This window comes from Paenibacillus agaridevorans (assembly GCF_003112455.1).
GTDB lineage: Bacteria > Bacillota > Bacilli > Paenibacillales > Paenibacillaceae > Pristimantibacillus > Pristimantibacillus agaridevorans.
Map to the genome: position 1 here is coordinate 1 of NZ_BDQX01000085.1, position 25,750 is coordinate 25,750.

18 protein-coding genes are annotated in these 25,750 nt (G+C 47.5%); 2 read left to right on the plus strand and 16 right to left on the minus strand.

Annotation, left to right across the window (positions count from 1 at the left end; genetic code table 11):
* Positions 1-217: 217 nt before the first annotated feature.
* The 6 genes from PAT3040_RS08995 to PAT3040_RS09020 form a co-directional block, all read right to left on the minus strand.
* Positions 218-1,087 carry a fumarylacetoacetate hydrolase family protein gene (locus tag PAT3040_RS08995; protein WP_108992351.1) on the minus strand — a complete coding sequence of 290 codons (870 nt, stop codon included), beginning with the start codon at positions 1,085-1,087 and terminating at the stop codon, positions 218-220.
* 48 nt (positions 1,088-1,135) lie between these two features.
* Positions 1,136-2,110, minus strand: coding sequence for a zinc-dependent alcohol dehydrogenase (locus tag PAT3040_RS09000; RefSeq protein ID WP_108992352.1), 975 nt, complete (start codon positions 2,108-2,110; stop codon positions 1,136-1,138).
* A gap of 68 nt (positions 2,111-2,178) precedes the next feature.
* Positions 2,179-3,300: a mandelate racemase/muconate lactonizing enzyme family protein gene (locus tag PAT3040_RS09005; RefSeq protein ID WP_087571850.1), complete on the minus strand. Its 1,122-nt coding sequence runs from the start codon at positions 3,298-3,300 to the stop codon at positions 2,179-2,181.
* Positions 3,297-3,665 (minus strand): cupin domain-containing protein, encoded by a 369-nt coding sequence (locus tag PAT3040_RS09010; RefSeq protein ID WP_108992353.1) that lies wholly within the window; start codon positions 3,663-3,665, stop codon positions 3,297-3,299. Before PAT3040_RS09010 ends, PAT3040_RS09005 begins: the two co-directional genes overlap by 4 nt.
* A gap of 32 nt (positions 3,666-3,697) precedes the next feature.
* The gene (locus tag PAT3040_RS09015) at positions 3,698-4,471 is read right to left on the minus strand and encodes an SDR family NAD(P)-dependent oxidoreductase (protein ID WP_087571848.1); all 774 of its coding nucleotides are present in this window, start codon (positions 4,469-4,471) and stop codon (positions 3,698-3,700) included.
* Between the two features lie 36 nt (positions 4,472-4,507).
* Positions 4,508-5,218, minus strand: coding sequence for a PIG-L deacetylase family protein (locus PAT3040_RS09020; RefSeq protein WP_087571847.1), 711 nt, complete (start codon positions 5,216-5,218; stop codon positions 4,508-4,510).
* 156 nt (positions 5,219-5,374) lie between these two features.
* Here PAT3040_RS09020 and PAT3040_RS09025 point away from each other — a divergent pair, with 156 nt between their 5' ends.
* Positions 5,375-6,040: a GntR family transcriptional regulator gene (locus PAT3040_RS09025; protein ID WP_087571846.1), complete on the plus strand. Its 666-nt coding sequence runs from the start codon at positions 5,375-5,377 to the stop codon at positions 6,038-6,040.
* A gap of 17 nt (positions 6,041-6,057) precedes the next feature.
* A complete protein-coding gene (locus PAT3040_RS09030; protein ID WP_146200389.1) occupies positions 6,058-7,116 on the plus strand; it encodes a DUF6786 family protein in 1,059 nt (352 codons plus the stop codon).
* A 128-nt stretch (positions 7,117-7,244) separates the two neighbouring features.
* Here PAT3040_RS09030 and PAT3040_RS36880 read toward each other — a convergent pair whose 3' ends face one another.
* The 10 genes from PAT3040_RS36880 to PAT3040_RS09075 all read right to left on the minus strand — a co-directional run bounded on the left by PAT3040_RS36880 (position 7,245) and on the right by PAT3040_RS09075 (position 25,749).
* Positions 7,245-7,406, minus strand: a complete 162-nt coding sequence (locus tag PAT3040_RS36880; RefSeq protein ID WP_181376517.1) for a YczO family protein — start codon at positions 7,404-7,406, stop codon at positions 7,245-7,247.
* A gap of 29 nt (positions 7,407-7,435) precedes the next feature.
* On the minus strand, positions 7,436-9,814 hold the full coding sequence (locus tag PAT3040_RS09035) for a glycoside hydrolase family 95 protein (protein WP_108992355.1): 2,379 nt from the start codon (positions 9,812-9,814) through the stop codon (positions 7,436-7,438).
* An 80-nt stretch (positions 9,815-9,894) separates the two neighbouring features.
* Positions 9,895-10,908, minus strand: coding sequence for an ureidoglycolate dehydrogenase (gene allD, locus PAT3040_RS09040; protein WP_108992356.1), 1,014 nt, complete (start codon positions 10,906-10,908; stop codon positions 9,895-9,897).
* Positions 10,909-10,926: 18 nt separating this feature from the next.
* On the minus strand, positions 10,927-11,763 hold the full coding sequence (locus PAT3040_RS09045; RefSeq protein WP_108992357.1) for an amidohydrolase family protein: 837 nt from the start codon (positions 11,761-11,763) through the stop codon (positions 10,927-10,929).
* Between the two features lie 6 nt (positions 11,764-11,769).
* A complete protein-coding gene (locus tag PAT3040_RS09050; protein WP_108992358.1) occupies positions 11,770-12,564 on the minus strand; it encodes an SDR family NAD(P)-dependent oxidoreductase in 795 nt (264 codons plus the stop codon).
* 311 nt (positions 12,565-12,875) lie between these two features.
* Positions 12,876-14,300, minus strand: coding sequence for a response regulator transcription factor (locus PAT3040_RS09055; protein WP_108992359.1), 1,425 nt, complete (start codon positions 14,298-14,300; stop codon positions 12,876-12,878).
* Positions 14,293-16,071 (minus strand): sensor histidine kinase, encoded by a 1,779-nt coding sequence (locus tag PAT3040_RS09060; RefSeq protein ID WP_181376518.1) that lies wholly within the window; start codon positions 16,069-16,071, stop codon positions 14,293-14,295. The genes PAT3040_RS09055 and PAT3040_RS09060 overlap by 8 nt, the downstream gene beginning before the upstream one ends.
* A 50-nt stretch (positions 16,072-16,121) precedes the next feature.
* Positions 16,122-17,573 (minus strand): SGNH/GDSL hydrolase family protein, encoded by a 1,452-nt coding sequence (locus PAT3040_RS09065; RefSeq protein ID WP_108992361.1) that lies wholly within the window; start codon positions 17,571-17,573, stop codon positions 16,122-16,124.
* Positions 17,574-17,626: 53 nt separating this feature from the next.
* Positions 17,627-20,620, minus strand: coding sequence for a TIM barrel protein (locus tag PAT3040_RS09070; protein WP_108992362.1), 2,994 nt, complete (start codon positions 20,618-20,620; stop codon positions 17,627-17,629).
* A gap of 80 nt (positions 20,621-20,700) precedes the next feature.
* Complete coding sequence (locus tag PAT3040_RS09075) at positions 20,701-25,749, minus strand: S-layer homology domain-containing protein (RefSeq protein WP_108992363.1); 5,049 nt, start codon at positions 25,747-25,749, stop codon at positions 20,701-20,703.
* Position 25,750 lies beyond the last annotated feature (1 nt).

The window sequence follows — 25,750 nt, forward strand, 5'->3', positions numbered from 1 at the left end:
TATTCCGACGCCATTGTGTATGATTTTTCATACTCGCGTGCCTCGAATCCGCTATTCCGGCGCCATTGTATATGATTTTTCATACTCGCGTGCCTCAAATCCACTATTCCGGAGCCATTGTGTATGATTTTTCATACTCGCGAGCAGTGAAACGTATGGAGTGTGTATTAATAATGACATCATGAGAGTGGATTGCAATGGGTATATGATTTAAAGATTAGTTCAAAGCTTCCGCAACAAACGTGTTGCGCAAAACGCCAATCCCTTCAATCTCCGCTTCGACCACATCTCCCGGCTTCAGCCAAACCTGCGGCTTCTGTCCCATGCCGACTCCTGGAGGCGTGCCCGTGCTGATCACATCGCCCGGCTTCAATGTCATTGTATTGGACAGGAATGAGATCAAATAAGGAATATCGAAAATGAGCTCCTTTGTATTGGAATTTTGCATCAATTTCCCGTTCAGTCTCAGCTTTATGGCTAGGCTGCCGGGATGGGGAAGCTCATCCGCAGTCACGATCCACGGCCCGATCGGAGCGAAGCCGTCGATCGTCTTTCCGCGCGTCCATTGCGGCTCATTAAGCTGAATATCCCGTGCGCTTACGTCGTTGAGCACGGTATAACCGAACACATAATCCATCGCTTCCTCTCGCGATACCCGCTTCGCTTCCTTGCCGATGACCACCGCAAGCTCCACCTCGTAATCGCATTGCGTGACCTCTGCGGGAATCGCAATGCTCTGCTCATGCGCGGCGATACAATTCGAATATTTGGGGAACAGCACGGGCACGGAAGGCACCTTCATGCCAGACTCGATGACATGGTCATGATAGTTTAGACCGATACAGATGATTTTCTCGGGATCAGTCAGCGGCGATAACAACACAACCTCCTCCAGCGGCCATCCTTCGGCTTCTTCCACCCATGTCGCAAGCTCTAGCTCCGACAGCTCAACTTCCGACAGACGCGCGATAAATGGCCGCATTGTGCCGTCCGTGCGAAGTGGACGAACGATATTGCCTTCGCCCAATACGCCGATTCTCGGCTTTCGTTTCTCGTCTTGTTTCTCATAAAATTGCAGCAGTTTCATCCCTTAATTCCTCCTCTATCTATGCCTTGCCCGCAGTTCCTTCAGCTACTAGGGCTTCAGCAAAATCTTGGCGATGCCGCCGGGACTTCCAAGCAGCGTCTCAAAACCCGCCGCCCCTTGTTCAAGCGGCAGCACGCGCATCCATGACGACAAGTCCACCCGTCCCTGCTCCAGCCAGTCGAGCGCTGCAGTAAAGTCCTGAGGCGCGTAAGCAAACGCGCCCCGGCACGTGATTTCGCGTCGGATGATATCATTAATGGGCAGCAAGCTATCTGCTTCGTGAAGGCCGGTAAATACGACTTTGCCGCCTGACCGAACCGCTTCGACACAGCGCTGACGGGTAACGGACGCACCGACCGCGTCCACTGCCGCATCGAATTCGCCCTCCGCAGCAACGGCTCCTTGCCCGCCCATCGCGCTTGCAATCGCGAGCCGCTCTTCGTTAATGTCCACGATGACGATCTCTTGCAGTCCGCCCATGCGTGCTGCTGCCAGCACGAACAGACCGATGGGGCCCGCCCCATAAATAAGCAGCCGGTCTTGCGGCTTCCACTGCAGCAATCTGCCGATATGCGCCGCGCACGCAAGCGGTTCCGTCAGCACTCCGTCCTCGAGAGATATGGAATCCGGCAGACGAAGCGCATTGCCCGCTGGCACAGCGATATATTCTGCGAAAGCTCCCGGGCGATGTGCCCCGAGCAACGCCCGCGACTCGCACAGCTGCTCCCGCTGGCTCAAGCAATACGAGCATTCGCCGCAAGTCGCGAGCGGATTGACCACCACTCTGTCCCCCGGCTGCCAATCCAAGGCACGGCTTCCCGCGCGCTCCACGATGCCGGTAAACTCATGCCCCATAATAAGCGGCGGCTTGCGGAGCGAATTATGTCCCAGATATCCGCCAAGCTCGGAGCCGCATATGCCGGCATAGGCGACTCGCACGAGCAGTTCATCCGCCTTCGGCTCAGGGATGTCTGCTTCCCTCATATTCATCACGCGCGGTCCTTCATATATTAATGCTTTCATGAGCTAACCCACCTTTGAACTCTAATCGCAACGTTCCTGCCCGATCAACTAATGCCTCTTCCGAGGTTTTAGTTCACCCGATAACGGTTCAGAACTTCCTCATCCATTTCTACGCCCAGCCCTGGACGGTCAACCGGCACAGTAACGTATCCGTCCTTAAACTCGATTTCCCGACTGACCAGATCGCGAGCGAGCGGAGAAGATGACACCGTATGCTCAATCATAAAACCATTCGGAATAGCTGCTGCAAAATGAGTGCTGGCTGCTACAAGAATGCCCGTCTTGAACGCATGCGGCACGACCTTCTTGTGTCGGTCATAAGCAAGATAAGCAATTCGTTTGCCTTCGGTTAGTCCGCCTACTCTGCCAAGGTCTGGCTGAATAATGTCCAAATGCCCTTCGTCCAGCAGACGCTGGAAAGCCAATCTTCCTGCTTCCTGCTCGCCGCCAGCAATCATGATTTTGGATCGATCGGCCAGTTCACGATAACCGTTAAGATCATTGGAATGCACCGGCTCCTCCAGCCAGTAGACGCCGTACTTCTCGTATACCTCGGCCATGCGAAGCGCCCCCTTAAGATCCCACGCGAGACCGGCATCGATCATAATATCGATGTCATCGCCAACGGCCTGCCGGATCGCTTTGATTTGCGCTTCGTCAAACCTGGCGTTGCGGCCGATGGGCCCCCAGCCAAATTTCATCGATTGGTAGCCCTGCTGCACGTAACCTTCCGCCATCGCTACCGCTTCTTCGATCGTCTCCGGCATCAGAGCGCTGGCATAAGCTTTTAGACGCTTATTAAAAATGCCGCCCATCATCTCGCAAACAGGCCGATTCGATGCTTTCCCTACAATATCCCACAAGGCCATATCCACGCCGCTGATGGCGTGCAGTGCGGGACCGCTTCTGCCGAAGTAGATGGTTCCGCGATACATTTTGTCCCACAAACGCTCTATCTCGAATGGATTCTCGCCAATCAACAAGCTTCTGAGACCGGTCGCAATCGAGTGAGAGGGCGGCGTGTCTACAACGGCCTTGGCTACGAGCGGAGAAGAATCCACTTCTCCGATCCCCGAGATCCCTTCATCGGTATGTATTCGAATCACTAACGTATCCTGCGTGCCGTCGCATTGGCTGGCATCCAGGTCAGGCAATCGCAAATAAATCGCTTCTACTTCCGTAATTTTCATGGTTGATTCCCCACTTCCTTATGAATGATAATGCCGGCCGCTTCAAGCAAATCATGCCGCAGCGGCGTAAAGGTTTCCAGCACAAGCGAATCTTCGAGCGCAAGCACGTCATGCGGGACGTCGCCAGGCACGTAAATCTGCTCACCGGCGTGTACGACTTTTTCTTCTCCGCCAAGCTTCATCCGAATTTTGCCTGAAAGAACGAAGCCAAGCTGCTCATGCGGGTGGGCGTGCTCGGCGCCATACCCGCCCTTCTTGAAATCGATCAGCATGCTCATCATTCGCTCTCCGGGTGAAAGCACCTTGCGGCGAATCTCCGGACTGATGGACTGCCACTCGCCATCTGTTCGATGTGGTTCCGTCATCACATTTTGCCCTCTCTTCCTCATATCCCCTATCAGAAGGTGATGGATAATCCGCCGTCTACCGGCAATATGGCTCCCTGAATATAAGAGGCTTCCTCCGACGCGAGAAATAAAATAGCGCGCGCGACCTCATGCGGCAAACCGGGCCGTGCGAGGGCGATCTTGCGCTGCCCTACATAGTAGTGCTTGAAGTCCTCCGTCTCCAGCTCATTGACGCCGCCAATGACCGACAACGCCGTGTCGATAAAGCCAGGCGCTACGCCGTTAACGCGGATGCCGAGCGGCGAGAGCTCCAGCGCAGTGCCGCGTGTCAATTGATCAAGCGCACCCTTGGCCGCATTGTAGTGGCTTGACTTCATCAGAGCCCGCACTCCGTTGATGGAAGACACGTTGACGACGGCTCCGCCGCCCGTTCCCTTCATCGCCCGTGCCGCATACTTGGTGCACCAGTAAGCCCCGTTTACAATCGTATCGAATACGGCCCGCCATCGCTCCGTGCTTTCGTCCATAAAATCGCTTTCATAGAACATCGCCGCATTGTTGACAAGCACGTCGACCCGCCCGGTTAGCGTCATCGTCTGCTCGATCAACCGCTTAACGTCTTCCTCGACGGAAACATCGGTCGCAATAAAATGTACTCGTTCTTTGTAACGTTCCAACCGAAGCAACGCCTCGGTTCCGCTCTTGACGCTGCGTCCTGCCATGACCACATCTGCGCCTTCGGCGGCAAAATGTTCGGAGGTCTCCAGGCCAATGCCCGTTGCCCCGCCCGTAATTATGACCGTTCGGCCGTCAAATCGGCTCATTACGCATCCCTCCGTTGCTTCCGTTTCCCTTGCGCGTCAATGCGGCAGCAGCGATCCTGTATAATTGCGGGGATACGCCTTGGCCCGGACGAACCCTTCTGCATAACGAACGCCGCTCTGAATCCCGCGGAATCTCGACATCACCTCGATCATCTCGATCGCATTGGAACCATATTGATCCTGCAGCCAGTCGCCTACCTGACTGACATGTTTGCCCAGCATTTCTTTTTTTGTGCTCATGCTCTCCGTAATGTCCACGTATTCGTCCGGGTGAAAGCCGATGCCCGCCACACTATCGACAAAATAGACAACGGGAATTTTTTTTAACGGTTCGCTCGCCGTAACGATGTTGGGTACGGTTGTCATAATCGCCACATCATTTGCCACCTGCCCGGTTACCGTATGGTCGGGATTGTACAAATCCTGCGGCCAGTGCGTTAACACGACGTCGGCTTTGCTGCTGCGCATCGCTTCAATAAAAGCCAGTCTGACTTCGGCTGTATCGAACAGAAACTCGTCCGGATAATTGAGCCATAGGAGCTTTGCGCCAATGACCTCGGCCGCTGCAATCGCCTCCAGCCTCCTAATTTCCGCAATTTCAGCCTTAGGCAATACGGGAGACCCTACTTCTCCGTTTGTTGACACCGCAATTGTCACCTGATCGCCGCGCGCGGCATATTTGGCCAACGTCCCGCCGCATAATATTTCTGCATCATCGGGGTGAGCCACTATGGCAAGTACATTCATTTCCTATGACCTCCTCCTTTTATCGTTGCTGGTAATAACTCCATCATACTTTCACATATCGTAGATTGTCAACAATCATCAATTGATCGTTGAATGAATATCACAATTCGCGTATAATACCTATTAAGAAATAGACTTAAAGGGAGAATTAGATAGATGAAGCCACATCAATTCAAAAGTCAGGAAAACTTGTCCTTGCGGCAGCGGATCTTCTCCGATATTCGGGACGCCATCCTGCGGGGGCATCTCAAGCCCGGCGACAAGCTCCGAGAACAGGACATTTCTGCCCAAATGTCGGTCAGCCGCGGGCCGCTGCGCGAAGCGTTGCGCGACCTGGAAGCGATTGGACTTGTCGTCAGTCAACCTTACCGGGAGACGGTAGTCGCCGATGTACAGGTGGATGAAGTTGTCGGGCTGCTGATCCCGATTCGCCTGCAGTTGGAGCTATTTGTTCTTAAGCAGCACAACAATCAGCTAGACGAAGAGCTGTTCAACGATCTGGAGCAGATCGTCGCCGACATGAAGCAAGCCGCAGAAGAGCAAAACTTATTTGCGCTTGTCGAAGCGGACATCCGTTTCCACGAGAGGATCATCGCGCTGGACAAAACATCCTATGCGCAGCAGATTTGGCTCAGCATTGTAAATCGGCTCCGTCTGCACTTTATTAAAAACACAGGCATTTTTCCTGATCTGCATAAGGTGCCGAAGGAGCATCAGGAGTTGATTAAAGCCCTTCGCTCGTATAATGAGGCAGCTGTAGCCGAGATTTGGGGAAGCCATATTCGCGACGAGGATTGCTTGCTGTGTTTTAATCAGAGCTAGGAAGGAGCATGCGCCGCTTGACCACTGAACTCGAAACGCTAATGAACCGCCACCACGGTGAATTTGCTGCTTTGCAGGGGATAGACGGTTCTTCCCTGCTGGTGTTGCCTAAAGGCGGGAGACTTCTGGGCTTAGTGCCCGGACGATCCGATGCCCCCCTGCCGTTTTGGACGCCTGCCAAAGCCGCTTCTCCGGATCATTGGAATGTAGGCGGGGATCGTACCTGGATCAGCCCCGAGCTGGAATACTTCATGGATTCCGAAGGCCAATACAGGGTTCCCGGCTCTCTGGATCCCGGCAACTGGACGCTGGAATCGCTTTCCGCAGAAGAAATTCGACTCGGCATGGATGGCGTGCTCCATCATATCACCTCGGCCATGCCCATCCAATTTCAAATCAAAAAACGATTCTCCCCGTTGCCCAATCCGCTGCTCCATAATGGCTCTACGGCTTCGCTGGCCGATCCTTCCGTCAGTTATGCAGGCTGCGAAACGACAACCGAACTGTCACTGGAACCGTTGGGGAATGAAGACCGCCATGCTGCGGCGGAAGGCAACGGTTATTGCAACTTATGGAGCATCCTGCAGCTCCCCTCGGACGGCGAAGCGCTGATCCCTACGTTTGGCGGCGCGCGGCCGCTCACCATGTTCGCCGACAGTCAGCCGGAAACGCTTGAGATCTTGCCTAGCGGCGCGCGTATTCCATGCGGCGGGGCGGCCAAGTTCAAGCTGTCGTTCGACGCGATTGCCTCAACAGGACGCTTTGGCTACATCAGGTGTCTCAGCGAAGACGTAAGCACGCTGATTATTCGTCAGTTTGCCGTGCATCCCGCAGGGATTTACCCGGACTATCCACCCGGTCAGCCCTCCTATCGCGGATCGTGCGTGCAAGTCTTTAACGATGGCGGGCAGTTCGGCAACTTCGCAGAGCTGGAGTATCATGCGCCTGCCTTGCCGATTTGGAAGCCGGGACATTCAACCGATCGTTCTGAGCTGTTTTACTTTTCAGGGCCTTCATCCTCCATCGAACGTATTGCGGAGCGTATGCTTGGCATGCCTGTCATGGAGAGGGAGTAAGGTAACAATGACCGGAGTAGAGTTCGTCCCATCACCGCAACCGTCTATAGTCTTTGACCGTCGACTACAATGCCCAAAAGCCTCCCCGGTACCGGGAAGGCTTTCGTGAATCTGTTTCGCGACCGTTATCAATCCTCGACGTGCCTGTCCTCAACCGGGTTCGAATTGACCGTACGCTGGCTGACGAACTTGTCGAACAGGCTCTCTTTCTCCGTCGGAATACCATCCGGATTGTCGCGTTTGTCCCGCTGCTCGTGCCGATTATCGGCGCTTTGTTCGAATTCGTTCATTGCTGTCACCTCCCAAGCAGATTGCGTATCTACTCACAATGTGAAGTCTCGATTGTATAGTTTGCTCCTATAGTTGTAGGAAAGCTGATGATTCCGTCCTCCAACTGTTTTAACTGAACGGCTTGTCCTTCAGTTAGAACGGCCATTTGGCAATCCATCCTTACACGGCACACTTTGCCTAGTGCTGAGTAAATGTTTACGCGCTCAACCTTATTCTGTCTCCACGTAAAACCGACTTCAAATCCGTTCCTCGCGCGTAAACCTTTTACTGAGCCCGACGGCCATTCAATTGGCAGTGCGGGAATCAAACAGATAGCATCGGTGTGGGACTGCATTAACATTTCTGCAATACCTGCGGTAAAGCCAAAATTCCCGTCTATCTGGAATGGTGGACCTACGTCAAAGAGATTTGGATAGATCCCCATACTATTATAATCCGCTGTATCTTCTTCTCGGACTAGATTGAGTATACGATCTATTAACTTTAACGCGCGATCACCATCGCCAAATCGTGCCCAAAGATTTATTTTCCAGGCCAGACTCCAACCCATACCAGTATCACTTCGACGTTCCAAAGATTTCTTTGTTGCCTCATAAAGTTCAGGTCTTTTCCTTTCAGTAAATAAATACCCTGGATATACCCCATATAAATGAGATACGTGACGATGATGAATGTCTTCATCTTCAAAATCAAGGAACCACTCTTGAAGATGACCATCTTTGCTAATCGTGTATGGACGAAGTTTATTAACAGCTGCTTTAAACTCTTCCCTCAGCTCCATATCTTCATTAAGCAAGGATGCTGCTTGAATACAATTTGAAAATAATTCCTCTATCAACAAAATATCCATCGTAGTTCCTTTGCTTACAGCTGCCAATTGACGATCAAAGGTAACAAATTTATGTTCAGGAGAAGTTGATGGCGAAGTAACCAGATAACCATCTGGCTCCTGGCATAACCAGTCGAGACAAAACAAAGCCGCTTCTTTCATAACAGGATAGCCTGTTTCCCGAAGATACGTTACATCGCCACTAAATGCATAATGTTCCCAAATGTGCTGACTGAGCCATGCTCCTGCCATAAACCAACTCGCCCATACTGGATCACCATCTCCATAATCCCCTACTGGAGCCGTTTGACACCATATGTCGCTGTTGTGATGAGCGACCCACCCTCTGGCCCCATAATTTACAAGTGCAGTTTTTGAACCTGATCCTGAGAGATTACGAATAAACTCCAACAATGGCTGATGACATTCCGACAAGTTACAGACTTCCGCGTGCCAATAATTCATCTGAGTGTTAATATTTAACGTGTAATTTGCGCTCCATGGCGGTCGGGTCTCTTGATTCCATATTCCCTGCAAATTAGCTGCTTGTGTTCCAGGACGTGAACTTGAGATAAGCAAGTATCGGCCAAATTGAAACAGTAGCTCCACTAACTTTCTATCTTTGGCTCCGTATTCCAGTATTCTTTTATCTGTGGGGATACTCTCATTATCGTCACATCCATCAAGATCCAATTCAACTCGGTTAAACAATCGTTTGTAATCCGACATATGTTTGTCGAGCAACTCTGTGTAACTCAGATTAAGAGCAGCGTTCAAATAATCCTCCGCTAAGCGGCTTGGTTCTACCCCCTCGGTCAATGGATTTCGATCATAACCATTAAAACTGGTTGCTCCACTAAAAATTAGCGTAACACTTGAAGCACCTTCCACATGTAGGCCGTCGTGATTAACGGAATATGTGCCACCATCCAGTTTCACACCTATCCGACCGTCAAAGCGAATCCCGCCGTCCCCATATTGAATAGGTTGTTCTTTGTCGAGGTAATAATTGGGATCAACGTGGATAGGTGCTTGTCCATTAATGATGTAACGTTCCAACTCAACAGTTGTCTGGCTGCGAAGCGGGCTTGAAAGATTGGCTTTAAAACTTATCATTTTCTGACGATCCGCTTCAATACGTAAGACGACTACATTATCCGGACTTGAAATAAAACAAGTTCGAGTATATGTAACGGTTCCAATCCTATAACGAACTCCCGATGTTGCCGTCTCCAAATCCAGTTGACGTTCGTAATTGTTCGCCAAAGCTCCATGATAAAAATGGATAAACAGATCGCCCATGGGCATATAAGATTGTGTATAAGGTCCCATGGCTTGTTTGCAAAGTTCATCCGCTTCCACAAAATTACCTTGATTAATTAGCTCCCGAATTTCTGGTAGTACTTTTTGTGCGTTCGGATTTGTCGTGTCCTTCGGTTCCCCTGACCACAAAGTGTCTTCATTTAATTGAAGTCGCTCCGTTTCAATCCCTCCGAACACCATTGCACCTAGCCGCCCATTTCCTAAGGGAAGCGCTTCCGTCCATTTATTTGCTGGTGTAGCGTAATGTAGTTTCAATGCTTATCACTCTCCACTAAATTTGGGTATACTGAATTGTTGTTAGGGCATATTTTGAGCTTGTTATCACAATTATGTCGTTACTCCTGCAAAAAAGTATATGTCGACTCTGGCACTGGAATCCCGTATTTCATTCGTTCAATCACCTTCATTTGTTCTGGCTCGCCTGGTATATATACAGACTGATGACCAGGCGCTGGTTGTAATTGATGCAGTTCGTCGATAAGTTGATCAATCTTATATTTGAATATAGTAGAATCCGTTAAACAAGAGATATTAATGGCCATTAAGAAGTGCCCAAGCTTACGAGCAGTATTATAGTTGCCATACATCTGACTTACGTGAGGTCCGAATCCAGAGCCAGTTAGTATTCCCGAGAATATATCAATGACTAGAGCAAGTCCGGTTCCTTTCGGCCCGCCCATAGGATTCAAAGCCACAACCTGATTAGGATCCTCTGTTGGATTCCCTTCCGAATCTACGGCCCAATCAGCAGGAATAGATTTTCCTACTTGCTTAGCATATAGGATCTTCCCCACCGCTACTTGACTTGTCGCCATATCTAATATGATCGGTTTTTGCTGGTGTGTCGGAAAACCGAAGGCAATCGGATTGGTTCCAAAGTATGGCTCAGCCGCACCGAAAGGGACAACAAACTTATCCGTATTGACCATCATGATGCCGATCATATTATGTTCCACTGCTTGGTTAACAAAATAAGATAACGCACCACAATGACTGCTGTTAATTATGCTAATCATACCAACACCATTCTGCTCAGCAATTGCTATCGCATGATCCATAGCTTCCTTAGCAATAATATGTCCGAATCCATCATCGCCATCAACTATGGCTGAACAGGGTCCCGTACTCTTCATCTGAATATTCGGGTTAGGATTAAGCCCGCCTGCCTTCAGTCTTTGGATGTAATGTCCCATTCTGTTGATGCCATGTGAATCCACACCTCTTAGGTTGGCATGGACCAGAACATCTGCAACGATACCTGCGTGCTTTTGGCTCAGACCATGACTCATGAGCTTCTTAATACATAACTCAATTAACTCGATTGATGATACAATGATTTCCTTATCCATAGTAATCTTCCTCACTTGTTAAACTCGTAGTCTGTAAAAATCGATCGCATTATCCCCCCAAACCTTGGATAGATCTGCTTGATTCAGGTTCGAAGAGAGATGGCCTTCCAAAATTGATACTACTTCATTGTAAGAAGCCGCCAACAGGCACACAGGCCAATCACTGCCAAACATGACGCGGTCGGTTCCAAACACATCAAGGCAGTGTTGTATGTATGGTGATAACTGCTTATAATCCCACTCCATGTGATTCGCTTCCGTAACCATTCCAGACAGTTTACAGTAGATATTCGTCCCACTCGCTAATTCAGCTATTTGTGTTCTCCATGGTTCCATCTCCCCCTTTGCAATATTCGGTTTTCCGATATGATCCACAACTCCTCTTAGATTCGGAACTTGCTGAATCAATTTATTAAGATGAGGCAGATGCCGCGAATAGATGAGGAAGTCAACTGGAAAATCATATTCCGCCAATAACTTCAGAGACTGAATGACCTTCGGCCTAAGAATCCACTCATCGTCTGGAAGATCATGCAGCATGGGACGGATTCCGACAAACTTTGTGTGAGTCATCAGTTGTTGGAATAGCGCTGGAAAAACATTTGATTCCAGATCCAACCAACCCACAACCCCGGCAATTGTTAGATCATGCTCGGCTAGTGCTAACATGTATTCAGTTTCAGCCAATGTAGGAGCAGCTTGTACAAGAACGGTCTTGTCAATATTATGCGTATGCAGGATAGGTGTCAGATCACTTGGGAGAAAATCGCGGTAAAGCTTGCTTAGCTCTGGCTTCAGCCAATAATAATCGCCACGATCCAGCTTCCAATAATGCTGATGCGCATCAATTCTCATGATTATCTACCCCCTAAACTTGATCACGGCTGGAGAATATTCCAAGGTTGCTCCTCCATCCGCATCGATGATGGATCCAGTGATAGTTGAGGCGTCATCGCTTGCCAGAAATGCTGCTACTGCCGCAATTTCTTCCGAACTCGATATATGACCCAGGGCATGACAATTACTTAAAGACTGTTCTGTTGCAACAGGATCGGCCTGTTGATTGATCCAAGCCCTCAACAATGGAGTATCTACATAGGCAGGAAGTATGGCATTAGCACGAACATTTGAACGTGCATAGTCCAGCGCTACCGACTTGGTAAACGCATTGATAGCTCCCTTTGTTGCTGAGTATAAGGAGCCTGCATACTGCCCTACCTTGCCCGTACTGGATGATATATTTACGATGGCGCCTTTTGTTATGAGCAGATGTGGAATCGCATACTTGGAATGGAGAAAATAATTACGCAGATTCGTGTTAATTATCGTATTGAAATCCTCCTCGGTGTACTCGTGCATAAGTTTTGAAAGATGTGTGGCCGCATTATTCACTAAGATATCTATTTGATTGAACCTTTGGACTGCTAGGTTAACTATATGGATTATGTCTGATTCGTTGGAAACATCACATTGAGCGAACTTTACTTCATACCCGTTCCTTTGCAACTCTTTTTCGAGCTCTAGACCTGTATTTTCGTCCCTTCCTGTGAAGACTACTTTAGCTCCTCGTTCTGCGAACAATCGTGTACAGGCTCCGCCTATTCCTTTAGTGCCTCCAGTAACAATGGCGACTTTTCCTTCAAACTGCTTGTTCATAAAGTTCCCCCTTTCTTTTAATAAATCGTATGATACATTAATGAAATTTCCATAAAATGCTACCTTATTATTGAATGGTGATTACATAATCAAATTGTATACAGATTGGACATTACACTACATGAACGTCCCTAACCATTGTTTGGATAATTCATACCAATTTAATCCGCCTACACTGCGCCCTCTCTATCCATCTAACATTTGTCCATCCGTAACTAATATCAGTCCATATGGAATCCACGACACAAAAAAAAGAGGACCTTCTCCCGTTTGAGAGAAATAGTCCTCCACTACTTTGGTTCTGTAAACAATCATTGATGCTCCGCGCGATAGGTGCTCGGAGGTATGCCTGTATACCGCTTGAATTGCCTGCTGAAATAGAAATAGTCGTGATAGCCGGCCTTCTCCGCCACCTCCTGAATCGACGTATCGGCCGTTCTCAATAATTGACAGGCATACTCCATCCTTAATTGGGTCAAATGTTCGGTAAAGGTCCTCCCGGTCTCTCGCTTGAACATCTGACTGATATAATTGGCATTGATGTTAAACGATCGGGAAAGGCTCTGAATGGACAAATCCTGGCAAAAGTTTTCGTTTACGAAGTGAAGAATGGACGTAAACGTCCTGTTCTTGATATCCTCAGGTTTAAGGCTTAGTTTGCTTCGGTTTAAACTCTCCGACAATGCCTGCTTTAACTGCCTCACCATGTGCCCCGCATCCGAAAACAAGACGGTCAACTTGTCATACGACAGCAACAAGGACTCTTCGGATTCTCCAATCCTGTTCAGGAATACGATAGTATCGTTGTATACCGTCAGCGCATGCCTGATATTAAGCAACCCCTGGGAGAAGTGCCTCTCGATCCCGTTTAGCGCAGCAAATATCGCGGGCACATCCTGATTTGCAATCGCTCCTACTAGTCGGGTCAGTGCCTTGTCAGGCGCTTCCGTATTTTCCGATTCCAATCTTTCGGCATAATTGCCTACTGTAAAATAACGATAAGCGTCCAGCTCCGCCCTCTCGATCGCTCCCTTCAATCGGGCGACATCCCCGATAACCCCTCCGTCTCCAACAGCTGAACCCGACATCTGAGCATGCGTATACCACTCATCGGCTCGGCCGGGAGGATGATCTGCGATGCAGTACGCATATTTGCGATAACCGATCCGCAAAATTAGCTCACCCAGCGTACCGGGATTTAGAGCCAGGCGCTCCTGCCCGACCGATACAGCCACTCTATAACGTTCCTGCTGCCCGATGCGGATACCAGCCTGCTCCAGTCTGTAGCGCAATTTATCTACGCCCTGATTTGTTGCGTCTTCAAGCAAATCCAGTATTTCTCCTTCGTCAATCGGCCGTGTTTGATCCAACATAGCTGCGGCTTTATGTAGAAAGCCGGAGATCTCAAGTTCATCGAACGGCTTGAGACAATAACCAATCGCGCCAACATTAAGCGCCTTTTGCGCAAAAGCAAACTCGGCGTAGCCGCTGACGATAATAAACAGCGTTGAGGCGTCAACTGCTTTAGCTTTCTTAATGAACTCAAGTCCGTTCATGCCGGGCATGCGAATATCCGTAAAAACCAAATCCGGCTTTAGCTGCTGCACTGCCCGAACCGCATCATCCCCATTGTATGCTTCGCCTACAATCTCAAACCCGCAGGCCTGCCAATCCACGCTAGCCTTTAAGCTTTTAACTACAAATTCCTCATCGTCCACCAGCAACACTTTATGCATATAGCTCCCCCCCGTAAGGCATCAGAATGCTAACCTCCGTGCCGATTCCGAGCATGCTGACAACACGTACACCATATGGATTGCCATAATTTAAACGAATACGGTCGTGGACATTAAACAAACCTATTCCTTCAATATAATCCTCCATCTCTCCAGAAGCTTTAAGTCTTGTCTCGGCCATCAGACGTGCCTGAATATGCTCGAGCGTATCCCGTTTAATGCCCACGCCGCTGTCTTTAACCGCCAGGTAGAGCACATTTTCGCGAACGTAAGCTTCGAATCGCAATTTACAACCGCCTACCTTTGGCTCCATACCATGAAAAACGGCATTTTCCACAATCGGCTGCAAAATCATACGCGGGACTTTGTAGTCAAGAAGTGTTTGATCGATCTCGTATTCCATCTCGATCCGGTCGCCAAAACGAATCTGCTGAATATACATATAATTTTGTATCATTTGAATCTCTTCGCGAAGGGGTATCCTGTCTGCACCCTTAATGCTGTAGCGGAACACCAGCGCCAGCGCCTTGGAGATTCGAAATATTTTATCGGAACCTTCATCGGCGGCAATGCCTTTAATCGATTCTAATGTGTTATAAAGAAAATGCGGGTTGATCTGACTCTGCAAAAAAGCCAATTCGGATTTTTTCTTAACAAGTTCCGCTTCATACAATCTCACATTGCTTTCGAGCAGTTTGTGAGTCAAATCGTCAATTTCGTCCAGCATCGCATTAAAATGATTGGTTGTGGTCATCATCTCGTAATACCCGTCGAGCTCAATCCGTTTCTTCAACGTCTTCAATGTGCCCGATCTGATCTCTTTCATAAATCTCAACAGCTTCTTGAGCGGATACAAAATATTATTGATAACAAACAAAAAAGGAAAGGCAAGCACCGCTAAAGAAATGCAGAACACCAGCAATTGCTGTCTGCGTATTTCAGCCACTTCGCTTAGGAGCGCGCTCGCCGGTACTTTAATAATGACCCGTCCGCCGAGATCTGGAATTTCCCCTGTACGAATAATATCGCTGTCATCACCATCAAGAAGCTGAGCCTCATCATACATGCTCCCTACCGAAATCTCTTCGTTGTTCGTATAAAAAACGACGCCGTTGCGGTCGATCATGTACACTTCGCTGCCGCTCATTCGAATCACTTGTTCTTGTTTCCCCAACATCGCGCTAATGTCTAGTACAAGCAAAAGCGTGCCGATGGGAACCTCTTTGTTTTCGAAATTGGTAATGGAATAAATGCGGGTCCCGGCAATAAAAACATGCCTCATCTTGCTATTAAAAGGAATCGTTTGGAGCGACGAATAATAATACAATTTCCTCTCCGGAATTTCTTCGCGGAACGGCAGCAATTCATTAATGTCGCCGCTGGTATTGAAAACGGTTCCATTATTATCGATCATAGCAATGTCCAATATGCCATCTTTCATATCGATCATATCCCCGATGTAGCTTTTAAGCTGGGTGTATTCCACAAACTTTCTGACGGAATCCGTTTCGTTTAAGTAGCTTTGTACAATCGGCGAATTATAAGAGATTTTTTCCAGGAGACGTTTGACCACATCGCTATTGGAAGCAATGGTCTGGTTAATTTGAGAAATGGATTCCGTCACATATTCGCTATTCTTCTCCTTCATGACTCGGGAGACCTGAATAAAATTGCTTAAAATAATAAAAATCATAACAGCAACCACAAAAAAGGCGAGAATGGACAACTGCTGACCAATCGGCAATTTTTTGAAATATTTCAATGTCTTCACCGCCTCGCCGTTCATCCTATTAAAAATATAACAAAACGCAGGAAATCCCGCTACATAAGTAAATCAATGGCTTGCGAGAGCCGCCTTGCGATAAACTCATTGACGAAAGGTGACGGATGAATGGGGTCGTCGAATAATAGTTCATAATCCAGTATTCCGTCATGCACACAGCTCTCGAAATATTGCGCGAAATCAATAAAACCGGCGCCGCTTGCGCGAGCAAACTCCCTTGCCGATTCGTAGTAATCCTCATAGCGGATAGGAGCCGACGGTTCATTTTGAAACATAATCCGTTTGTCCCCCGGCGTCGTCAGCAACAGAAAGTCGGTTCGCTTTTTTCCATCCATATTTAGATGTCGGCTTAACTTGTCTGTTAGGTCATGCAAATGGTTAGTAAATACCGCAAGCGGCGTTTGACGAAGATACTCGTTGACAATTGGCGCCTGAATCACGACCAGTGTTGGTGTAAAGGGAACATATCGAAGCAATTGATCCAAATGCGCCTGAGACTCATCGTTATAGCTTGGCGTTCCATCCCCCAGCCATTGACCGACCGTATGACCGCCCATCGAAAAATTGCGAACATTGTTGCCGTCGAACACTACGCCACGCAATGCGACAATAGGACATGACAATTGATCGTGCTCCGGTTCGAACGATTTCGCTTTCGTATTCGCGCCAGCCTGGGCAAAACGGAGACGCCCCTTTTGTTTCTGTCCAAAATCGATGCAATAGACGACCTCTGCCTCACCCCCGGCAAAGTATGTATCTATTACAATGCGTTGACCCTGCAAGACTTCGACTTCATCGCCAACAGCGGGAGCATGCCTCCCCGAAACCAGCCGCGTAACCTGAGGATAACCTTCGCGTGGAGGATAAACGTATCCGGCCGCAAGTCCCTTGCTTACCCCGTAAGGTTCGAAGCTCACCTCCAGTCTCGCTCCCCTGCTACTCGCAACAGCACCGATATAGAGCTTCGTAGCATACGAGGTCATATCCCAATACAGTGCGGATTCCTCCGCCGGACGACTTGGCAATGCGATCAACTCTTCGCTGAACTTGTGATCCGTAGCCAGGTAACCCCAGGTTTCGCGATCATCCTGCTCGCTGGCTCTAGGCGCATAGATACCTGCAGCGTCGTATTTATCACTGATTGGGCGTGTCATCCGTACAACCTTACCGCCCCCGCTGACTGGAGCGAATCCTGCCAACGGATGGCTAGATTCTACCTGACCTGAATCTGCTACATACCATCCGTATTTGCCAATGATATGTTGGCGCAGCTTGCTGAAGAAACCATTACTATAGGGGGCCGCCATATGAGGGCGGCTGGCCGAATGATCATCATATTCCGGCGAGCCCTGGCCCCATCCGTGGCTGTCCCCCAGCAGCAGCACTTCGGTATCCGTTGTCACATGCGTTCTGCGTCTCCCTGTTAGCGAAGGGAAGTTTTCCGCCGTCAAATTGCATGCATATTTCGCAAAAAAGTGGAGTTCATCCATCGTTAGTTCTCCTCTGTTTTTTGCTTTATCTTACTGTCTCTTTCGATTAATTGTCAACAATCTACTGTTTTCAATGTTTTTATATCTAAGTACACTTCGTTCCAGTTGTCATAGAGCGCATCCTGACACACGAAATCCAATACCCCTTCAGCCATAGACGATTTAGAGTAGGTGTGTATAAGCTCAGCTAGTTGTTCATCTGACTGATAAAGCGGACAATGCTTATCAAAATATTGACCGTAGTCATCTCTTCCAGGAACACTTAGCAGGAGGCCGCCAATATCATCCTTGTACTTAGCCAGCGCAGCTTCGGGCTGTTCGCCTACTGCAATACTATGTGCCAGATTAAAGGCAAACTTAAGGTTATGAATCTGCAACTTTTTCACGAAACTTACAGTCTCCTCGGTAGATTTCAACAGTCGGCCCTTCGTGCCATTTTGAAGATAAATAGTAATCCCATATTTCGCAGCATCTGCACAAATCCCCTTCAGCGAGGCTGCCATCTGTTCTACCGCATCTTCTACAGTAATATGATTTTCGGCATTGCGATGCAAAATGAAGATCGCCCTTTTACAGCCCAATAATGCAGCCTTCTCAAACGTTAACGCAATTGATTTCCTACCTTCTTCATAACGGTCTTTAATGTTATTCAAAAGCGACAGCTGCGGATAATGATTAAGCATGCTAGAGAAATCAATAATGACTTCAACCTTGTATCGTCGTATAGACGATGCTTCCTGTCGCAGCCACTCCATATCCTTCTCAATGAAATAAGAAGCATCCAGCTTAACACCCTGAAAGTGATGCTTGAACGTAGGTTTGGTCAATAGCTCTGTCTTCAAGGAACTAATGTTTCTGATTGCCAGAAACTTGCCTTTCGTAGAATCAGCAGGGAAGCTTACTTCTTGTGTTTGAAACGTCCATTCACTAGCTTTCAAGCGGAATATTCGAATATCTGCTGGTTTAATCGCCATGCTTCCCGAACCTTCTTCAGCGTTCTCCTCATGTTGGAATTCCTTCGCATAGTATCCGATCAAATCCTCCGGCAAGGCTGGAATTGGCAGCTCAGATTCTATCGAAAATCCATACTTATTGCTAACAAAATCAAACATTTGAGTAGAGGAGCTATTATTCACAATCGCCGCTAAAAAGGAGCCGTCTTCACAAGTATTCACTATGCACTGAAGGCTCCTATTCGTTATCTCAACCATTTTCATTTCATTTAAGCAGCTTCCTAGATATTGCTTGACTGTGGATAGGAAATCATAGTACATAGGCAAATCTTTACCATCAACATTGTCTGCTGCGGTCATAATTTTCTCTGTAACGATATCTTCACCTACAAGATATTTGGTTTCTCTCTCCTCCAGCTTGCACTCCTGCAATTTGTTCATGTTCAGCCCGAAGGGAGAAGCAATAAAGCTAACCTTGCCCTGCTTCAAGGCATTGCATACAATGAATGGCGTTCCTGTATCCGACAATCGAGCAACAATTTCCACTCCATCATTGGGTTCGATGCTGTATGCTTCAAATGCTTTTTCCTCAAAATCCTTACTTCTGAATTGGATCGTCTCATCCGAAGTGTAAGCTTGCAGCTCCCCTAGCTTTTTGATTCCGACAAAGTCTAATACCTGATTCACGTACTCCTGAGGCAGTTGAGCTGATAGAATGACATCTGCAGTCGCAATCAAATGCCCTCCGCCTTCTACAAATCCACGGAGCTTATCATAAAGCTCTACATCCAGAGTGACTTTGCCAGCTAAAATAATCGTGTGATAGCTGTTCAATATTTGCTGATCCGCATCCGAGAAAATAACATCCGTCATATCTCCATACGGTGTAGCAGTCAGAAAGCCTCTCTCATCACGATAGAAGCCTGAATTTTCGTAGCCAGGAAATAGCATTGTAAACAAAGCATGCGTCTGATAATCGCCTTCCTCATAAGGAAGATTCCCCCACACCTTGTAGTATTCATGGGTATATAGATGTCTTGGCGGTGTCCAGCCATTAAAGAAGTCCATCAACACTGCAGCTGGCGTGTACATTATGCCAGGATATCCATTATTAGCAACGAATTGGACAGCCTCGGTTTGAATTTGTCCAATTGGTGTTAGCTTAGTTCCGGTATCATCCTCGCTATCCGGCATCGTAAAGCCCCATTCCAAGCCAAGAATATCGCAATTGTACATGTATTCAATGTAAATAAGTCTGCGCAGCAGGCTTAAGCTAGTCCCCGCATCGGGTCCAAATTCGTAGCCATTCTCCACACCTGCTCTTTCATAATCCTTGTAGCCAAAGCGATTCCAAATTGAAGCATTGCCGAACCATAACAGACCGTATTGCTTTCCTGCCCCTCTTAAATAGGAGTACCATATGTTGGCATTCGGGAGCGCCTGCGCTGTTTCCGCTCCGATTATAATAGCGTTGCCTTCCTTGGCAAAATAATGACAAAAGGTCAAAGAACAGACGACAGATGTCTGATTATCAAAATGATTCCCAAGCTGCTCGAAATGACGCTGAAAGTGTAAATACTGACTCTTCCTGTTACTATCTACCGGACAAATCATTGGCGTATAAGCACCAATATATCGCCCATCCTGCTCACCATTATCGAAGCCCATGAACTTGCTGCCCAAAGACTTCCTAAGATAAGCGGCGGCTTGCTCCGGCACTTCATATTCACCCCATGACGACCGGTTTGAGAACGAGCCCGGCACATATCCCCAAATATCAAAGATATAAAGTCCTCTGTCCTTAACCTCATCAATAAAAGAATTCAAATTTGAAGCATACAAAAATTTATAAAACAACCACAAAATCTCTCCAAGCTTATAGTGCTTCGTATAAAGGTCTAGTTGTTGATTGAAGTCTTTAATAGCTCCCTCATCGTCTAATTCCATTGCCCGCATAGCTGAAAAATGAATTTTGTTCCCTAAGTCACTGCGCGTAACCGCCTTTGCAAATCTTCTTTTATATTCAATATGATTTTCCGGTTCCACTGTAAATACACGAATGTAAGACGTTGATCGATCTTTTAAATCTCCCACGTAGATCCTCCTCGTTACCCAATAAGTTATTTATTAAAACCACCCTGAATATGAATCACATTCAGGGTGGCTCCATTCTGTTACTCCACTTGAGCGTCCAGTAATCGGAGTATGACGGTCAATGCTTCTGCTCTGGTCGCTAATCCGTTGGGATTAAACCTATTGTCTAACTGTCCTTTCATAATTCCGGCCTGTTTGGCAGCTGCAACAGCTGCCTTACCCCAAGCCGGAATATCCTGATCATCTGCAAACCCCATTGTCGACACGGCCTCGAGCGATAAGCCCAATGCTTTGGCTGCGATTACCGCCATCTCCAATCGTGTCATAATGGCATTCGGACGGAAGGTATTGTCCTCATAACCCGAGATGAGTCCAGCCTCAACAGCCTGGGTAATGGCTTGCTCCGCCCATGCTGCAATAGCGCTTGCATCTGAGAAGAATATGCTTGTACCCTGTGACTCAAGCTTTAATCCGCGCATAAGCATGACAGTAAATTCTGTACGGGTCACCTGCTGCTTCGGTTTAAACGTACGATCCGAATAGCCCGTCACGATTCCACGGTTAATCGCATCTTGTATGCCTGCCTCTGCCCAATGACCTGCCACATCACTAAACGACTGTGCATGCGTTGGTGTTGCTGTTAGCGTCGGTGTTGTTGGCACCGTAGCTGTTGATGTCGGGGTTGGCGTCGGTGTCGGCCCTGGTGTTGCTGTTGGCCTTGGTATTGCTGTTGGCCCTGGTGTCGATGTCGGACATGGCGTAGCTGTCGGCTCTGGTGTCGTCCTAATATCCCCTTCTGCCAACTGCAGCAGCTTAAAGCCAAGCACCTGATTATTGTTATCTACTTCATAGACACCTACATACATCCCTGCACTAACACCAAATAGATTGGCGCCTGACGTATACGGATTCGTTACTCCTGCTCCTATCGGTGCAGGATTGCCTATGAAAGGTGTAACAATCGGATGAAATGAAAATTGAATGACCAGCTTATTGCCCGCTGCGACTACAGCGTTGAAACGACTTGTTCCCATTGCACTTCCCTGCGCTACTGTCGCAGCTAATTCCGGTGCCGGGGTCGGCTTTATATCGTCGATTGTCAGCTGTAGAAGCTTAAAGCCAAGCACCTGATTACTGCTATTTACTTCATAAACGCCTATATATTGACCTGCGCTTACTCCGCTTATGTCTGCACCTGATGTATACGATTGTATGACTCCAGCTCCTGCAGGCGCTAAATCGCCAATGTACGGTACGACTATGCTATCAGAAGACAGTTGAATAACAAGCTGATTGCCCAACCTTGCAACAGCTTCTACCTTGCTCGTCTGGACGGCATTGCCCTGAGACACCGTGGCAGACAATTCCTTAGCAGGAACCGGTGCGGCTTTAATATTTTCTTTTGTAAGCTGCAGCAGCTTAAAACCTGCCACCTGGTTGCTGCTATCCACTTCATAGACCCCTACATACACACCTGCACTTACATCGCTAATATCCGTTCCCGATAGATAAGGGTCAGTAATCCCTGCTCCCACAGGTGCAAGATCGCCTGCATTAGGCACGCTCATGCTGCGTTCAGACAGTTTGAGCACCAGACGATTTCCTGCATCAACGGCTGCTTGAATAGCTGTGCTTCCAGTTGTCGAACCTATGATAGCCTGAGCCTCTATAGCTGATACAGGGTTAGACTCCGGATTTGAAATGGATATAGAAGCATTATCAAAGGCAGCTTCTGCATCTCCCCAAACCGTAAAGCCGGTTTTACCTGCAAGGATTGGCTGCTCTTGGCCCGGATGTGTTAATTCTCCATAATACACATCAATGTTATCGATCCTAATCCATACATTCTGATCGATGTATTCGATATCGATCTGATGCCACTCGCCATCCCCCGTATTTGACGCAGAAAATGACCGCTCAACCCATTCTTCCAAATCTTCATTAAATGTTCGCATCCTGACAGCGCCACCGGACTGAAAGCCGATCCATGTGTACGATTCCGGAGAGGCATAGCGGAGAACTGCGCCTGCTCCCCCTGAGCCCGTAAACTTCATCTTAAAGGAGTAAATGCCGTCCTCAACCATTGGAGAGTTGTTGTCAATAGCTAGAAACTCCCCACCCTGAATCTGTAGTTCCCCATTGGAAACAACTAACTGCGAGAGCTGATTACCTTTCACAATTTGCAAATCATCCTCAAGATTATCGTTAAAATCCCTTGTGTACTGCTCGGCGCCATAGATCTCAAACTCGCTAATTTTCGGTGAATTTGATTCCGCTCCAGTAATGACAAGCCTAATTTTATTCGTAAAAACAGTATCCGTTTCTATGACAGTTAGTGGAATATTCGTACCACTATACAGCGGCAGGAATTTACCCCATGGCGCTGAGAAATAATCGATTCGGAAGGAGGTTACTTTGTCGCCATCCGCCCCTACTTCCTGGATAACGAATTTGTTGATCGGCGAGTACTCGCCTAGATCATACTCCACCCAGGCTTCACCATCTGCCAAATCAACACTGCCTACTGAAGTGTTAATATTGGGAGTCCAATAACTGCTTTGAACACCATCTGCTGTGAAGGCTCCTAATACTACTGCTTGATAGGTAATCGTCCCTTGACTATCAATCATTGTAGATGTCATGTCCTTAAGAACGGTAGTCCAGTCTCCGTCAGGAGCGTTTTCATTCGTAATGGTTCTAAACTCAGTACCTGTATACGATTGAGTTGTGCTATTATATCCATCCTCCGTATGCGATGATGCCGTAACCTTGGCATGCAGACTAAGATTTGTACCATGAATGACCTCACGATTATTGTTATTAGATGGTACAAGAACATAACCTGTTAATGCTTTCGTGTTAAGCGTTACCTGACCACTATTCACATAAATCGTATCTACGTAGCTTCTTCCTTCCGAGGTCAATTCAAATAAATCAAGCGTACTGTAGCTGCCCCAGCCTTCAGGAAGTTTCCACGTATTGGCATGACCCGCCTCTACACCATAAACAAATATACGATCCGTGCCATCAAACGCTGGAATAAAGCGATCGGTACCTCTTGCTATAACAACATCATCATTAGTCACTGTAATCTTTTGGGTTGCTTTGTCATACTCGTAGATGACGTTATCTCCCCAACGTGTATAGGTACGGGTTTCCGTATCCTCATATTCTTGAATCCCATATTGAGCTAAATAACCGTTAAGCAAGCTGTACAAAAATGTCATCTTCGTAAGTGCAATTGCACTTCGGTTTTGGTCATATCCAATATTCACATTTCCATTTCTTTCTGTATCACTGTATATCGTACCCCAAATATAATCCTGCGGCTGAGTTTGATAGGTACGCGTAGAGTGGAATACCGTTTTCCCTGCATTGATAAAGCTATCAAGCACGGCCGGTGCACGATTTTCTACCTTAAAGATATATCCCCCATTAAGCCGCTTCTCAGCATCGTAATATTCAGTAGCTGCGTAAGTACCAAGAGCCGCCCAATGATCAATTTCTCTCTTTTTGGCATAACGTTCTTCCGCCTTCCCATACTCACCCTTAGGATAATCGATCATGACATCCTGATAGATAATTAGCGGCGACCAGAAACGATCTACAAAATCATCCTGGCGGTTAAATGGATAACCCGCCTTCACATCCGCATAATGGCTAATCTGGTATGCATCCCAACCAAATACAGTAGTACCATATTGTAAGCCGTCTGTTGCTATTTCCGCATTTCCATAAATATGCGGAGTATTCCCTCTCAAATAGGCATTACTATTCGTCGTCATATCCGTCATATTCACGTGGAAAGATAAGTCTCCGCCATAGACTTCCATAGCTGATTTGGCTTCAGCCATCTTGGCATCCGTTCCCAGTGCCGGATTGTAATAAATCTCATTTATACTAGGCCAGCCATAATCATGTCCCCGGCCATTCCAACCGACATATTCATAGGATTGCTTCCCAACCCCATCCGTCATATTAAAGGTTTGTCTTTGAGCTTCCTCCAAATGATCCAAGCTGCTATTCACTACTGTAAAGCCCTTAAAGGTGGAGGATAACCCGCCTGGACCCGGAAATGCTCCATGCGTCTGATGCCAGTTTCCACCATTAAAGAATTCTCTTAATACCTCAGGCATTTGCGGAATCTGCTCTCTGATCCATAGAGCACCATCCTGCCAATCCACTTGACCATTGTTGTTGCTGTCCTGGCCTATATGAATTTGACTTTCATACCATACCTCATTCAGTACTCCTAATTCACTCTCATTCTGTGGACGATGGCCATCAACCAATCTGTGATAATAAACGCCATCATAAATATCCGCCGTCTTTGCGGCATTGTCATTATAACGAAGCCGCATCGTATAAGGACGATCAAAAGAGCTCGGCGTATAGACGCCTCCAACAGCTTTATCGTTCCATACAAATGCGTAAGCAACCTGCTCCATAAAATGCCTATCCCTAAATAAATCAGAATTATAAACGATATACGCATCGTACATATCCTGCAATGTCCATATAAAGTCACTTGTTTGATTATAGGTATAGCCCAAGGTAGGCGATTGAACTCCGCCTATATTGGATACTGCAACTCCAGTGTCAGCCATAGTGGCATCATTGACACTCATAATCGGATACTTTAATTGCACACGGAACGGAGCGCTTGCATCATCACCGGTAATTTCCGTGATTTTCTTGGTCAACGTCGTCCCTTCAACCATGAAGAGATATTTTAACGTAACCGCTCTCATTGTTAACGGACCCGCTCCATCAAGATCCACGTCATTGACCGTAACGATATATTCCGCGCTATTGGCTGACTCTACAGCAAACGTAACTGACGCTGCATAATCGACATCGTTGATCGATATTCGATAATCTGAAACGTTAGCCTGTGGTTCGCTTCCCTCGATAAAACCATTGTTGTCTTTTAGGGTGTACGTAATAACTTGGGGATAATTCGGATCCAGTTCCACGACCAGAGCATTACTTTCTATCGTATTGCCTATGGGCAAATCCTCATCTGCAGCATACGTCGGCTGGATACTTCCTAGTGATAATGCAAGCAGCGAAAATGAAAGAAATCCGGCGAGATCTTTCCTTATTCTAATCCACTTTAAACCTCTCATC